This window comes from Dorea hominis (genome assembly GCF_014287705.1).
GTDB classification, from domain to species: domain Bacteria; phylum Bacillota; class Clostridia; order Lachnospirales; family Lachnospiraceae; genus Dorea_D; species Dorea_D hominis.
This window is the reverse complement of record NZ_JACOOY010000004.1, coordinates 79,404-94,942: the sequence shown is the minus strand read 5'-3', so window position 1 is coordinate 94,942 and position 15,539 is coordinate 79,404. Positions and strand designations below refer to the sequence as shown.

The 15,539-nt window shown below is 40.3% G+C and carries 13 protein-coding genes and 2 pseudogenes; 13 read left to right on the top strand and 2 right to left on the bottom strand.

Annotated elements, in window-relative coordinates:
• The first annotated feature begins 188 nt into the window (after positions 1-188).
• The 12 genes and pseudogenes from H8S07_RS04145 to H8S07_RS04090 all read left to right on the top strand — a co-directional run bounded on the left by H8S07_RS04145 (position 189) and on the right by H8S07_RS04090 (position 13,108).
• Positions 189-2,297, top strand: a complete 2,109-nt coding sequence (locus H8S07_RS04145) for an efflux RND transporter permease subunit (protein ID WP_186855480.1) — start codon at positions 189-191, stop codon at positions 2,295-2,297.
• A 21-nt stretch (positions 2,298-2,318) separates the two neighbouring features.
• The gene (locus H8S07_RS04140; protein ID WP_186855479.1) at positions 2,319-4,811 is read left to right on the top strand and encodes a coiled-coil domain-containing protein; all 2,493 of its coding nucleotides are present in this window, start codon (positions 2,319-2,321) and stop codon (positions 4,809-4,811) included.
• Positions 4,812-5,136: 325 nt separating this feature from the next.
• Positions 5,137-5,691, top strand: a complete 555-nt coding sequence (locus tag H8S07_RS04135; protein ID WP_117537075.1) for an RNA polymerase sigma factor — start codon at positions 5,137-5,139, stop codon at positions 5,689-5,691.
• Positions 5,678-6,055 carry a DUF4179 domain-containing protein gene (locus H8S07_RS04130; protein WP_117537074.1) on the top strand — a complete coding sequence of 126 codons (378 nt, stop codon included), beginning with the start codon at positions 5,678-5,680 and terminating at the stop codon, positions 6,053-6,055. Before H8S07_RS04135 ends, H8S07_RS04130 begins: the two co-directional genes overlap by 14 nt.
• Positions 6,056-6,072: 17 nt before the next feature.
• Complete coding sequence (locus tag H8S07_RS04125) at positions 6,073-6,696, top strand: hypothetical protein (protein ID WP_117537073.1); 624 nt, start codon at positions 6,073-6,075, stop codon at positions 6,694-6,696.
• Positions 6,683-7,333, top strand: a complete 651-nt coding sequence (locus H8S07_RS04120; protein ID WP_118288031.1) for a PrsW family glutamic-type intramembrane protease — start codon at positions 6,683-6,685, stop codon at positions 7,331-7,333. The genes H8S07_RS04125 and H8S07_RS04120 overlap by 14 nt, the downstream gene beginning before the upstream one ends.
• Before the next feature lie 90 nt (positions 7,334-7,423).
• Positions 7,424-7,738, top strand: coding sequence for a hypothetical protein (locus H8S07_RS04115; protein ID WP_118288030.1), 315 nt, complete (start codon positions 7,424-7,426; stop codon positions 7,736-7,738).
• Between the two features lie 31 nt (positions 7,739-7,769).
• Positions 7,770-10,859, top strand: coding sequence for a leucine-rich repeat domain-containing protein (locus H8S07_RS04110; protein WP_186855478.1), 3,090 nt, complete (start codon positions 7,770-7,772; stop codon positions 10,857-10,859).
• 270 nt (positions 10,860-11,129) lie between these two features.
• On the top strand, positions 11,130-12,056 hold the full coding sequence (locus H8S07_RS04105; protein ID WP_118288028.1) for a GTP-binding protein: 927 nt from the start codon (positions 11,130-11,132) through the stop codon (positions 12,054-12,056).
• A gap of 105 nt (positions 12,057-12,161) precedes the next feature.
• Complete coding sequence (rbr, locus tag H8S07_RS04100; protein WP_186855477.1) at positions 12,162-12,701, top strand: rubrerythrin; 540 nt, start codon at positions 12,162-12,164, stop codon at positions 12,699-12,701.
• Positions 12,702-12,763: 62 nt separating this feature from the next.
• A pseudogene (locus H8S07_RS14865) lies at positions 12,764-12,853 on the top strand (LacI family DNA-binding transcriptional regulator); the annotation flags it as partial.
• A gap of 30 nt (positions 12,854-12,883) precedes the next feature.
• Positions 12,884-13,108 carry a GH32 C-terminal domain-containing protein gene (locus H8S07_RS04090; protein ID WP_186855552.1) on the top strand — a complete coding sequence of 75 codons (225 nt, stop codon included), beginning with the start codon at positions 12,884-12,886 and terminating at the stop codon, positions 13,106-13,108.
• 137 nt (positions 13,109-13,245) lie between these two features.
• On the opposite strand, the gene H8S07_RS04085 is transcribed toward H8S07_RS04090, so the two are convergent.
• A complete protein-coding gene (locus H8S07_RS04085; RefSeq protein WP_118288025.1) occupies positions 13,246-13,656 on the bottom strand; it encodes a hypothetical protein in 411 nt (136 codons plus the stop codon).
• 44 nt (positions 13,657-13,700) lie between these two features.
• A pseudogene (locus H8S07_RS14860) lies at positions 13,701-13,841 on the bottom strand (MerR family transcriptional regulator); the annotation flags it as partial.
• Between the two features lie 188 nt (positions 13,842-14,029).
• Here H8S07_RS14860 and H8S07_RS04075 point away from each other — a divergent pair.
• Positions 14,030-15,457: a DUF6273 domain-containing protein gene (locus H8S07_RS04075; protein ID WP_186855476.1), complete on the top strand. Its 1,428-nt coding sequence runs from the start codon at positions 14,030-14,032 to the stop codon at positions 15,455-15,457.
• Positions 15,458-15,539: the final 82 nt, after the last annotated feature.

Sequence of the window (15,539 nt, the reverse complement as noted above, 5' to 3'; positions counted from 1 at the left end):
TATATTAATAGGGATTGTTTGTCCTTTTATGTAAGCTTTACATTTATATGGTAGGTTATTTTTACTTGCTTGTCAAGAAAAATGACTTTTTTTCATTTTTTCTATAAAAAAGATTGACTAAAAGTCATTTTAGTGTATACTATACTACGAAAGAGATTTATGAAGAGTATTAAGGAGATGATACGACAATGGTTAAGGTAGGAAAGTGGATTGCAAAGCACCGAGTAATTGTGCTGATTCTCGCATTGCTGCTGACAATCCCGTCAGCAATCGGAGTAGTGAAGACGAGAGTTAATTATGATCTGCTGAGTTATCTTCCGGAACATCTGGAGACGGTAAAAGGCCAGGATATTCTCGTAGATGAATATGGCATGGGAGCGTTCTCCATGGTAGTTGTGAAGGACATGGAATTGAAAGACGTCCAGCAAATGAAAGAAAAATTCAGTAAGGTCAAACACGTAAAGGACGTGTTATGGTATGATGATGTTGCAGATATTAGCCTTCCGGTAGAGATGATCCCGAAGGATTTAAGAGAGTCATTTTTCAAAGGCGATGCAACAATGATGTTAGTATTATTCGATAATACAACATCCTCAGATGATGCGATGGATGCATTGACACAGCTTCGTCATGTGGCGAATAAGCAGTGCTTCATCAGCGGTATGACAGGAATTGTTACAGATATTAAGAACATAGCAATGCAGGAACTGCCAGTATATGTGGTCATTGCAGCAGTTCTGAGTCTGATTGTTCTGGAGCTGACATGTGGATCTTTTGTCGTTCCTGTTTTATTCTTGCTCAGTATCGGACTTGCGATTTTGTATAACCTGGGAAGTAATATTATCCTCGGAGAAACTTCCTATATTACGCAGGCATTGACAGCGGTACTGCAACTTGGAGTTACGATGGACTATTCTATCTTCCTGCTGAACAGTTACGAAGAAAATAAAAAGAGGTTCCCTGGTGAGAAAGAACGTGCCATGGGGCATGCCATTTCCAACACATTCAAGTCTGTAGCGGGAAGTTCTGTTACAACCGTAGCCGGATTTGTTGCACTTTGTGTTATGACATTTGCACTTGGACGTGACCTCGGAATCGTTATGGCAAAGGGTGTTGTGATCGGAGTTATCTGTTGTGTAACTGTGCTTCCGTCACTCGTATTGTTCTTTGATAAGGCGATCGATAAGACACAGCACAAGCTGCTGCTGGCGCATATGGATAAGCCGTCCGCATTTATTACCAAGCATTACAAAGCATGGATTGTAATCTTCCTTGTATTATTGCTTCCGGCTATTTATGGTAACAATCATACAAAGATTTATTACAACATTGCTGATTCACTGCCGTCTACACTGGACAGTAACGTAGCGAATGCAGAGCTTAAGAAAGACTTTGATATGAGCAATATGCATATCGTCATGATGGATAAGAACATGGATTCACTGGATAAGCAGAAGATGTTTGATGAGATCGATAAGGTCAAGGGTGTTAAATGGACAATCAGCATGAACTCCTTGATCGGACCAAGCGTTCCGGATTCTATGATCCCGAAGGACATTAAGAAGATGCTTAAGAGTGATAATTACGAACTTGCATTCGTAGGTTCTGAATATGAATCAGCAACCGATCAGGTAAATGCACAGATCAAAAAGGTTGATAAGATCGTTAAGAAATATGATAAATCAGGAATGGTGATTGGCGAAGCACCGCTGATGAAAGACTTACAGGATGTTACAGATACAGACCTTGTAAGAGTAAATGCAATTTCCATTGCAGCCATTTTCATCATTATTATGGTGATTTTCAAATCCATTTCGTTGCCGATCATCCTGGTATCTGTTATTGAATTTGCAATTATGGTAAATATGGCGATTCCGTATTATCAGGGAATCAGCCTTCCGTTCGTTGCCAGCATCGTTATCGGAGCGATCCAGTTAGGAGCAACCGTTGATTACGCGATTCTGATGACAACCCGTTATCAGCGTGAACGACAGCACGGCAAGCAGAAGATGGAAGCAATCAGTATTGCGCACAAGACAAGTATGGAATCTATCATCAGTAGTGGACTGAGTTTCTTCGCAGCAACATTTGGTGTTGCATGTTACTCAAAGGTTGAGATGATCGGATCTATCTGTACACTGTTAGCGCGAGGCGCTATCATCAGTATGATAGTCGTACTTTTTGTACTGCCGGCAATGTTTATGATTTTTGACAAAGTAATCTGCAAGACATCCATTGGTTTCCTTGATGATAAGAAAATGGTAGGAAATGATGTGTATGCCGCAGAGGCGAAGTAAGGTAGAAAGGAAGTAAGAAGCATGAATAGAAATAGTAAATTGATCAAACGTGGACTCACAACTTCTCTTGCTGTAGGAATGTCGGTTATGGTAGGTGCGATGCCGGTATATGCTGCAAGCTCTGATAAAAAAGATAACGATGACAAATTATATAAAGAAGAAACTGTGTATGTAAATGCAGATGCATCCGGTAATACAGATGAAATTACTGTATCCAACTGGCTGAAAAATTCCGGTGATGTTTCCGGAAAACTTACAGACAAGAGTACACTGAATGACATTAAGAATGTCAAAGGTGATGAGAAATATACAGCAGACGGTGACAAAATTACATGGAATACAGACGGAAAAGACATTTATTATCAGGGAACAACCGACAAAGAACTTCCGGTATCCGTAAAACTCACTTATTACCTGGATGGAAAAGAGATTCAGCCGAACAAGTTAAAAGGTAAAAGCGGACATCTGAAAATTAAAGTAAACTATGAAAATAAATCCAAGAAGAATGTGGAAGTAAATGGCAAGACAGAAAACATGTATACAGCTTTCGTAATGATGACGGGTATGATTCTTCCAAATGACAACTTCACAAATGTTACGATCGATAACGGAAAAGTTATTTCTGATGGAAACAGAAGTATTGTTGTTGGATTTGGTATGCCGGGATTAAAAGAAAGCCTGAACCTGGATGATATCAAGGATGCAGATGATCTTACAATTCCGGAAAGCCTGGAAGTGGAAGCAGACGTAACCGATTTCGAGATGTCTTCTACATTTACAGTAGGCTTGAGTGACCTTACAAAGGACTTAGATCTTGATAACATTGCAGATATGGATTCCCTTCAGAATGCACTCGACGAGCTCGATGATGCAGCACTGGAGCTCGTAAGCGGGTCGAACACACTTTCCGATGGAACAAAGACACTTGCAGACGGAGTGGACAGCTACACAGAAGGTGCAGATACGTTAAATGATGCAATCCAGAAATATTTAAGCAATGACGGAGAATTAAGCGGTAGTGTTACAGAGTATGTAAATGGCGTCAACAAAGTTGTAAAAGGTGTCAATGACTACGCGAAAGGAACAACAACTCTTGCAAATGGAGTTACATCTTATGTAGGTGGCGAGAAGAAGCTTGCCAAAGGAGCAAAACAACTTACAACATTGAGCGATGGCCTTACAAAGATCCAGGGAGCGATCGACAAAATGAAAGCTTCTACAGACGGTAAGGGAGAGGCAAAAGAAGACTTAACGGTTGCTTCCGCACAGCTTGCAGCCGGAACAGCGCAGTTAAAGAAAGCTCTTGGCAGTGCAGAAGTACAGGCATTACTTGGTCAGGTTGACGGAATGGTAAAAACCGGTAAGGAGATGATCGCAGAGACAGAAAGCCTGCAGACAGCAATGAATACAGGAATTGCTGCACCGGTACAGCAGATCGGTACAGATCTTGAAAGCTTACAGAAAGAATTAGGTACAATCAATACGCAGCTTGGTAATTTACAGAAAGCCTGCGAAGCAAAAGTTACAGAATTAAATAAATCCATTACAGATTACAATGATGCGGTAGATAAAGCACAGACAGCTTCCGAGAAGAGCAAGAAGCAGATCGACAGCTCTGTTGCAGCATTAGAGAAACAGAAAGAAAATGCAACAGCCGCAGAGAAGAAAGAGCTGAATGAGTCCATCGATGCATTAAAAGATGCGAAAGACGCAACAAAAGATATCGATGCATTAAAGAAACAGGATAAAGTCAGCATTACAATGCCATCTGTAGATCCGACAAACATTCAGAAGATTGCAGCTGATATTCAGAAACAGGGTACAACATTTGAAAACACAGCTATGGCACTTCAGGTACAGCTTCCGGAGATGCAGAAAAAACTGGATGCTATCGCAAAAGGAAAAGATGCGCTTCCACAGGATGATGTGAAAGACCTTACAACAAAGATTGATGCATTGAATGCTGGAATGGAAGGATTAGACAAAGGTATCGTAGCTCTGGCAGGAGGAATCAATGAGTTAGATGGTAAGACTTCTGTCGCTTTCCCGAAAGCACAGCAGGGAATTGCTGCTTTGAACAAAGGATTTTCACAGCTCAGTTCTTATAATGATGCCCTCACAGGCGGTGCATTGAAATTAAAGAAAAATAGCCCGACACTCGTAGCCGGAGTAAGCACACTGCAGAGCGGAACAAACAAGCTTGCAAACGGTCTTAATACACTTGGCTCACAGTTAAGCGAAGGATCTGCAAAGCTTTCTTCTAACAGCGATGAGCTTCGCTCAGGAGCTGATAAGTTAAGCTCAGGAGCAGAGGAGCTTGCAAACGGAGCAGATAAATTCCAGAAAGAAGGAACAGGCAAGTTAAAGAGCACATTCGAGGATGAACTCGGTGATGTTCTGGATCGTTTCGATGCACTGACTTCTGACAAGTGTGCTTACAAGACATACAGCGGAAGAGACAAATCTATGGATGGAGCAGTAAAATTCGTCATCGAGACAGACGAGATCAAATAATCGCTACAGGAAATATATTTTATAGCAAAGACAATTCACTAATAATTGTATCATCTTATAAAGAGACAGAGAGCTTTGACCACAGTTCTCTGTCTCATTTTAATTACCATAGCTTATCGCAGTATCCGAAAAGGGATTAGGTTTAAATGGTGGCATAATTATAACAAGCAAAAACTGAAAAAGAAAGGATATTATAGGATAATAATTAAATAATATATGTAAAATCAAAGATAAAAATAGGAATTAGCGGTCAGCACTATTTTGAAAAGATTGAAAAATAAAGTCGATTCGGATACAATAAAAGAAAAAGGAAGGGGGAACCCGTATGATCTCAGACGAGGAGGCATATTGGCAATATCTGGATGGCATAGAACAAGGTGCCGACATTCTGGTAGACAGATACGGGGATGCGCTTACCTATTACATCCATGGATATATCCATGATATACATGAATCAGAAGATTTGATGATTGAAGCATTTTCTAAGATTTTTGCAAAGGAGCGTCCGATTAAGGGGAATGGAAGTTTTAGGGCTTATTTATATAAGACAGCAAGGAATCTGACAATCCGGCATAACCAGAAGCATAAACTGTGGTTTTTGCATCTGGATGATCTGACTTTTGATCTGCCGAGTGAGGAACTGGTAGATACAAAACTTCGACAGACGGAGAGAGAACGTCAGCTTTATGAAGCGATGGCAAAGTTAAAAACAGAGTATCGGGAAGCATTGTATCTTGTGAGTCTGGAAGGAATGAGTTACCGGGAAGCAGGAAAGATTCTCGGAAAGAGCGAACAGCAGATTACGAATCTGGTACATAGAGGCAAAAAAAGTCTGAAAATCATTCTGGAACAGGAGGGATTTGTATATGCGGACGAATAAAGAGCGTCAGCAGTTGATTCATAAAAGAACACAGGAGATTAAGATAGAAGAGCGTAAGAAAAGACAGTATATGATCAGTGGAATAAGTATTGCCGCATGTCTGATCGCTGTAGTCGGTCTGGGAATGTATCTTCCGAGTGTTATGAAGCAGAACGCTGCAGGTAAGATGAATTACAGTCCCGGAATGGCAAGCATGTTCGGACAGTATGATGCGCTCGGATATATATGTATGGGAATACTGGCATTTGCACTTGGTGTGTGTGTGACAGTGTTGTTATATCGGATGAAACGTGCAGAGGAGCATCGGCAGGAGAAGAAACAATATGAAAAGAGTGCGGAACAGGCGAAAAAGGATGAAGAGTAGAAGCAGGGAGCATACAGATGAATTTTGAGTTGATTGACAATTTTATGCAGGTCGGTGTAATGCTTGTGGCGGCAGTGGCAGATATTATTTTCTGGTTCCGGCAAAAAGACCGGATCTATATTATTCTGGCGCTGGAACATGGTTGTTTTATGATGGGGACTTTGTATTATGTGTTATACCTCTTCATTCGCGGTGACGTTCCGCAGATTTTTTATGTAGCAGAGATTTCATGGATTTCCAGCTATCTCTTTCTGCATACTTATCAGATTGTGCGCAGAGACGGGGAAAAATCCCGTTTTGCGCCTGTCCCTGCAGTCTGTGCGGCTGTGATTTTTATAGTCGCAATGAGAAGTGAGATATTCGGTCCGGCAATTCTGTCTACAGGAGCATTTGCAGTGACAGTCGGAGCAATTACGTATATAGCGGTATTTCATATGCAGTATGGAGACGACATCCGGTTGACAGATGTGTGGCCGCTGATCTGTGTGATCCTTCAGCTTGTTCTATACATAAGCTCGCATTTTTTCAATGATTATACAAAATTTAATCTGTATTTCCTGATTGATTTTGTACTGACTTTTTCAGTCGCCGGTCTGCTGCCGTGTACAGTTTCGGAGGTGAAGAAACATGATGTACATTGAAAATATTTTCATCTGTATTGCAGTACCGATGTTGTTGTCACTTCTGTTTATACCGGGTGAGGCGAGAAAATATACGTTTTTTGTTACAACCGGAATGGGAATGTGTATGCTGTCGGCATATGTGAACAGCTTTTTTATGAATTATTATGGAGCAGATGCAGTACAGGCGGCAATTGAGATTACGCCGGTCTGCGAAGAAGTGATGAAATTATTTCCGCTTCTGTTTTACATTCTGATTTTTGAACCGAAGAAAGAAGAAATACCAAGAACCGCGATTGCGATTGCGGTTGGATTTGCAACATTTGAAAATATATGCTATCTGACAGAGAACGGAGCAGCAGATTTTGAGATCCTTGTAGTCCGTGGATTTGCTTCCGGTGCGTTGCATATCCTGTGTGGGATTCTTATGGGATTCGGGATTACTTATATTTTCCGGAGACGTACTCTTGCAATAACCGGAATGGTCGGACTTCTTGGAGCGTGCAGTGTATTTCATGCAATTTATAATCTTCTTGTTTCTGCAGAAGGGAACTGGAGAGCATTTGGATATCTGTTCCCGACAGTCATGATACTTGGGCTGTTTGCCGGATGGAAGAGCATAATAAAATTAAAAGAAGAAAAAAATTCTTTCACTTAGGAAAAATAAGTGAAAGGATTTTTTTTATTGTGTCTTTCGTATAGATAGAGAGTGAAAAAAGTATATAAAATCGAGAAAGGAGGTCGGAAAATGGATCAGAAGGAGATCAGAAAATGTAAGATCCGTCGCCGGAGTCTGTTTTTGCGCTGCCGGTATGACAGGCGGATTATTTCAGGATTAATAGCGATAGCTATTGTACTGGCTGTATGTATGGGGAGGATGTTTCGTATGACACACATATCTGGAGTTGCGACGGTAGCATCCGGCTACGGATCTGTTCTCCTGCGCAACGGAGCAGATATTTATGTACTGATCGGTCTTGCTGCTTTTGTGGCAGGTGTGGTTGTCACCGTTATCTGTATGCGGTTTCGGAAAAAGAAGGCAAACAATATTTACAGTGAATAAATAATCAATATAAATACAAGAGGTGCAGAGGATGAATTACAGAAAAAGAAAAATGTTGGCAGGGACCCTCGCAGTAGTACTGGCTATGTCGTCTGTACTCGGATTATCCGTTCCTTTGCCGGTGAAAGCGGCGTCTGACGCCAGTGTGACATATCGGTATAAAAACAATGCGGAAAGCGGCCCGGTAAAAGACCGGACAGGGATTCGTTCGGTGAATATAGATAACAAGATATATTATGATATCCATGATGGAGATCCGGAAAAGCGCTTGAATCTGGCAGATCAGAAGGCTTTATTTAAAGCGGTTCTGCAAAGTGGAAAAGATATGGATGGTGGCACAGATAGTGTGATCAGTCAGTGGTCGTCTCTTGCAGAGCAGATTTATGGAACGCATAGTAAAGTTGCGGCAAGAGTAAATGCAAACGGCGGATTTGAGAATAATTTTACTACAGAAAATACACGGAACAAAGCAGGATATGCAGATATTTCCGATGCGCTTGCACAGCCGGAAGAGCATGTGAATGGAACAAAAGGAAAGGATTATACAAAGTGGAGTGGGCTTTCCTGTACGACCAGTCTGAAAGAGGTACGACAACTTGCTGCAGATGAAATCGCAGATGCGATTCATCATAAGATCAAAGGAAGTGATGTGCTACAAGAGACCGAGAGTGCAGAAAATACATTAAAACAGTTAAATGATGATACCGGACAGGATGTAGTATTTTCGCTTGTTACGTGTGTGGACCGCGCAGGCAGAACATTTAAGTATAACTATAATACATTTGGAATTGCATTTTATGATTTTAAGTTAGCGGTGCTTGCCGGAGACGGACTGGAATATATTACAAAAGCACAGGAGTATGAGTCGCTGCAGCAAGCGGCAGAAAATAATGCCGGCGGGGTATCTATTCAAACAAGTAGTAAGAAAGATCCGGAACTCAGTTATTATAAAAATGAATCAACAAAGGCAAAAAATGTGGGAATGGAGTTAAAACAATCTCATTCGCTTACAACGTCCAACACTTTAGAGGCAGGAAAGAAGTATTCTTACAGTGAGATGATCAACCCGGATATCGGACTTTCAACGGGGATTCCGCTTTTGGGCGAGATAGAAAAAAAGTCGGGACTGGAAGTTACATGCGGAGAGGCATTGCCTACCGCTTATTCCGGGGAGAAGGAGTATAGTCTGTTAAAGGAAAATAAAGTTTCCACCAATATAACGCTTCCGGCACAGACAGCAGCCGGAGTAGAATCTTCAGGCGTTGCAACGAATGTAAAATTAGGTTATGACTGTCCCGTGGCAGTGACATTTAAAACAGCAATTTTCTCGTTATCGGGCGTGGTGTATGATGATAACGATAAAGTGCAGATGTTCCATACATCTGGATATCGGCAGGGGCATTTCAGTACGATTTTTGGAACGGATTCAGAAAAAGGCGGCACGACAGCGATGGATAATCTGTATAATCGTGCAGTAAAATATGTAAACACACAAAATTACGAAGAGACTTATGGACAGACTGTTGGCTGGTCTGAGAAAAGAAATGATGAAAGACCGGCAGATAAAGTAAATAGCCTGGACTGGACAGGAATCTTAAACGGAACGATCAACGAGGATGAGGTCGGAACAGAGACGGCAGCAGTACGTGTGAACAGGATCCTTGTAAGTGACGACGGAGAAATCCAGAGTACATTTGACGTAGAGGATCTGGAAGAAGAACGTCCGGTTTCTTATGAGACTGAGATGACAGCAAGCGGTATATATAAACTTAGAAATAAGACGTATTACTTATATGATAAAGTTGTGAAGGACAGCAACGGAGAAGAAGTTGAAAATGAATGGAGCTATGATGAAAATTCCGGAGTATACAGGAAATGGATACAGCCGATCGGAAAGGCAGACAAAGAAGCACTAGAGGCTGCAGGAATAGAGAATTATATGCTCCAATTGATTAACAGTGTGAATTTTTATTATACAGAAGATACCTCTATCTATGGAACACAGAGTACGGATGATAGTAAAAATATCGCGAAGAAGGCGAAAGAGAATGTCTCTTCCGGTACAATGACTCAGTCAGCAGGCAGTGAAAAAGTAACGTTGAAAGATAAGGTAGCATGGCTGTCGTCCCATTGTCCGATGGCAGTAACTGGTGGTGTGCTCCGTTATGATGCAAATAGTACGCATTCGGATGTCAAAGGGCTCATCCCACTGTATCCTCTTAAAAAAGTGGTTGTTACAAATGGTGTGAAGACGTTGAACATGCGAAGTGGAGATCAATTTGCACTGGAAAAGATTACAGTAAAAGGAACAAATAAAAATGGCGTAGATTACTATGGATTTAATCAAGCCCATGGGCACTGGGCTCTTACAGACAGTAAAGGCAAAGAGCTGAAAAAAAGTAAAGTGGCATCTATAGAAAAAAATAAAGCGACAGAGAAAAAAGTATTGAAGGCGGGTAGTCTTAACAGTGATAAAAAAGAAACGGTTTACTTAAAATATATTATTGATGAAGACAAATATAAAAGCCTGAACAGTACTGTAACTGTGAAAAATTCAGAACTCGACGCCACAGCCATGATCAAAGTAAATGTAACAGGAAAGCGGAACATACACAAAGGCGATGTTATTACGAAAGGGATATATCGTTATAGGGTGACAAATTCGAAAACAGACGGAACAGGAAAAGTGGAAGTTATCGGATTTGCCAAAAAATGCAGCAGTAAAAATGTGTCGATTCCAAAGAGCATTTCATGGAATTCGGTCAAATATAATGTAACAGCGATTGGAAAGCGTGCGTTTGAAGCAAATAAGAAAATCAAAACGATTGTACTTCCGGATTCTATCGAAAAAGTTGGATACAAAGCATTTTACAGGTGTTCGAATCTTAAGAAACTTACAGTTGGAAAGAATGTAACAAAAATGTTTGCACATGCGTTTTGTCAGAATAAGAAGTTGAAAAAGATTGTATTTAAAGGAACAAAACGGATGAGGTTGGAGAAGCCACATGTATTTATTAATGTGAAGAATGCAAAAGTATATGTGCCAAGGAGCAGATATACAACGTACAAAAAGCTGTTATGCGCTTACGGACTTAAGAAATGCAAGTTCGTAAAGCAATAACATAGAATGCCTTCTTGGCAGACTCTCTTTATATACCTTACGGGAAAATGGTGTCGGGATTTCCGGCACCATTTTTCTTTGCTGATCATATGCGGATATAGCGGAGAGAGAGATTTTATGTTAGAATCAAGAAAATGCAAATGACTGCCGAGCATATGCGTTCGTGCAAATCATTGAGAATTTTATATATGTCATATTAAGCAAACAGAGAATTTGTAAAGAATGAAACCTGAGATAATTATAGGAAAATAATAGCAGGAGAGACATAGAATGGTAAAAATAGATCTGATTACCGGATTTTTAGGCTCCGGGAAGACAACATTTATAAAAAAATATGCAGAGTATCTGATCGGACAGGGGATGAATATCGGGATTCTGGAAAATGATTATGGAGCTGTCAACGTTGATATGATGCTGCTTCAAGATCTGATGGGAGAAAAATGTGAACTGGAGATGGTTTCCGGTGGCTGCGATAAAGAGACGCACCGCAGACGGTTCCGCACAAAGTTAATTTCCATGGGAATGTGTGGATATGACCGGGTGATCGTGGAACCGTCGGGCATCTATGATGTAGATGAATTCTTTGATGTTTTGCGGGACGATCCCCTGGACCGTTGGTATGAGATCGGAAGTGTTATTGCAGTGGCAGATGCGGCTCTGGAGGAACATTTATCAGCAGAAGCAGATTATCTGCTTGCGTCGGAGGTCTCCAATGCCGGCTGTGTCATTTTAAGCAAGACAGATCTGGCGAATGAAGAAGATAAGAGAAATACGATCGCACATCTGAACCATGCGCTTGCCGGTATTGGGTGTAAGAGAGTGCTGGAGGGAGACGAGATACTGGAAAAGACAGCGGACAGTATGACAGATACGGACTTTGAGCGGATCATGGCAGTGGGATATAAACAGGCAAGTTACCGTAAGATGGATGCAACAGAAGAAGATTTCACGTCTTTGTATTTTCTGGAACTTCATAAAAATGTGCAGGAACTGGGTGAAGCTGCCAGACAGATTTTGGCAGATCCGGCATGCGGACATGTCTTCCGCATCAAAGGATTTGCAAAAGAAGACGGTTGGAAACAGATTAATGCAACGAGAGACCATATGCTGACAGCGGATGTCGCGGAAGGGCAGGAAGTGCTTATTGTGATCGGTGAGAATCTTCAGAAAGAAAAGATTGAAACATATTTGTTGTAAAGAAATTTTGTTTATATTTTGGAAAAAGCTGTATAATATAGATAGTATCGAAAATGAGGAAACGGCATTTCCGGACAAATATTTTAAGAGACGGAGGGTTTTAAAATGGGAAACAAATATTCAGGAACAGAGACAGAAAAGAACTTGATGGAAGCATTTTCAGGTGAGTCACAGGCGAGAAATAAATACACATATTTCGCATCGAAAGCAAAGAAAGAAGGCTTTGAGCAGATTTCTTCCCTGTTTTTAAAAACAGCAGATAACGAAAAAGAACATGCAAAAATGTGGTTCAAAGAATTAGAAGGAATCGGAAATACAGCAGAGAACCTGGCAGCGGCTGCAGAAGGAGAAAACTACGAGTGGACAGATATGTATGATGGATTTGCCAAGACTGCAGAAGCAGAAGGATTTCCGGAGCTGGCTGAGAAATTCCGCATGGTTGCAGCGATCGAGAAAGCGCATGAAGAGCGCTACCGTGCACTGCTTCATAATGTGGAAGCACAGGAAGTATTTGCGAAGAGCGAAGTAAAAGTATGGGAGTGCCGCAACTGTGGACACATCGTAGTTGGCGAAAAGGCACCGGAAGTCTGTCCGGTATGTGCACATCCACAGGCATATTTTGAAGTACATGCAGAAAATTACTAAGATTCGATGAAGCAGAAAGAATAATCAAGAGAAAATTACTGAGATAAAAGGAGGATATCCCGTTGACAATTAAAGAAATAGCAAAACTGGCAGGCGTATCGAGTGCGGCCGTATCCAGATATCTGAACGGAGGCTATGTCAGTGAAGAGAAGCTTCTGGAATATACAGATGGCAGATTCAGGATGCGTTTTACAGACAATAGAAAGACTTGCGTTTCTGCCGGAAGAGACTGCCGGTATGTAGAAACGGATGAAGTGACGAATATCCGTGTTATTGCGGATGTCTCTTCCGTAGAAGTATTTGTAAATGACGGAGAATATGTATTTTCAACGAGATATTACCCGGATAAGTACAGCATTAATGTACAGGCAGAAGGAGCAGACATCTGTCTTGCAGAAATAAAATAAGGACGCTGGGGCGAAAGCTTTCAACGATGACAGCGTTAAAAAGGAGCCACTGATAACAGATGAAAAGTTATCGGTGGCTTCTTTCGGGATATTTTCAGTTACCTGTTGTAAGCATTTGCTCAGAAATGGTCAGGTAATTAAAGATTACGAATAATTTGCTTGCTATCCTCCTCTTGCGTACGGATCACAATAATATCATTTAACTTTAATATCATATTTTTCTGGGGAAGCACAGACAAATGATCGCGCAATACTAAAAAATCGGAAATATTGCTTTTGTGCTGGTATTGCTCGACGAAACCGGCGCTGATAATACCGGTCGGAATAGCGACAACACCGACGCCGAGATAAGCAATGCAGAAAATAAAAATGGTTACATATTCCATGCCGCAAAAGAAGCCGGATAAAAAGGACAACTGTTCAAAGGTTTCCAAAAAAGTTACAAGAATATTGGAAATGATCACAATCGTAATAAAAAAATCAAAAGCCCGGCTGATACGATTGCTCTTGTCGCCAATCTGAATAATGTTAAATATCTTTTTCTTCATAATGATTCCTCATGATTTTACTTTTCGATTCCGTGTGCAAGATTACGTTTTCCGTAAGTGGAAGGACCTTCCGTGCACCATTGCATAAATTGTTTGATCTCTTTGATCTGTAATCCTGATTTTTTCAAACATTCAATAACATGCAACGCTTCCATTTCCGCATCGGAAAATTTCCGGATACCGGATTTGGCAATATAGAGGTGTTATCGTATTGACAATGATATATATGACAGATATAATCCAATTATAAAAATAAACAAAAATGAGAATAAATACAACAAGATAATATACAATATATACAAAAAATTAATATATGAGGAGGACTTATAGAAAACACTAATAACACATATTTGTTTGGGGAAAGGGAAAAAGTATGAAAAAAAAGAATAAAGAAAAAAAATGGCATGCATCTGTTAAGAAATCGGTATTTTGTATGGCGGCATGTTTAACACTGGCCGGATTGGCTAAGCCATGGGACGTACATGCGGCAGTTCTTGGAGAAGATATGAAACAGGGAAATATCTTAGAATTGCAATCCGGCGATTGGAAAGAAGATTATGTGGTTTTAAATCCAACGGAGACGAATGTCGGGACAAGTGGAACATTTGTAATGTTGAATGGATATTACGATAAGATTATGTTCGATGAGAAGGGAGAATCGAACGCGTGGGAAGGAAGCAGTGCGCAGAAATATTGTACAGAGTATTACAGGAAGCTTCCGGTTACAGTTAAGGATCGAGTGATTGGCGTAAGGACAACGGATACAGAGAGCGGATCGGCATGGCTGGATGTAAGTAATATTGACGGAACGAAAACAGATAAAGATAAAGTATTTTTCTTATCGTTTAAAGAGTATGATGCATACAGAACCGGAGCGAATCTTAGTAGTGGTTACAAATGGCTGCTTCGTTGCCCGGGAACAGACTGTAGTGAATATCATGATTATATTGGAGTGGTGGATAATGATGGATCAATTCATAATTATTCCATCGAGCATCTGATCGCAGCAAGACCTGGATTCAATTTACGGCTTCCATCAGATATTTGTGCGGTGAAAACAGAAAAAGACGGTGTAACTGTATGGAAAGCGGATGCAGATAAACTGGGACATACTTATGGTGCACCGGTATATGAATGGTCGAAGGATAATCGGGGATGCACAGGAACGATTCGTTGTGAGATTTGTGGAGAGAGTATTGTTGAGAAAGCAACAGTATTTGTAACAAGTGAAAAAAAACCAACAGCGAAAGAAAATGGAATGGATGTATATACAGCAATATTTCCGGATGAACGTTTTCAGACACAGGTGAAAAATATTTCCATTGAGAAACTGCCATCAAAGACAGAGACAAAATCTAAGAAGATTACAGCAGGAGCAAAATATACAATTGCCGGTTCTGTATACAAAGTGCTTTCACCAAAGGCAAAGACGGTTTCAATTGTGAAAGCAAAGAATGTAAAGAGTTATACCATTTCTTCTACAGTTAAGATTCAAGGAAAAACATTTAAAGTTACGCAGATTGAAACGAAAGCGTTCAAAGATTCTAAAATTGTTAAAGTAACAATTGGAAAAAATGTAAAAGTTTTAAAGCCAAAGGCATTTGCGGGATCAAAAGTAACAAAAGTGATTTTAAAGACAAAAAATCTGAAGAAATCAACAATTAAAAACTGCATGAAATCATCAAAAGTAAAAACAATACAAGTAAAAGTCGGAACAAAGAAAGAGAATAAGAAGATATTAAAAGCATATAAGAAATTCTTCAAGAAATCAGTTCTTGGACGAAGCGTAAGACTTTTTTAATAAATTGATTAGAGAGAAGAAGTTGTATAAAGCAAAAGTTTGGGAAAGGAATGAAAGAAAATGAAGAAAATACAAAGAAGAT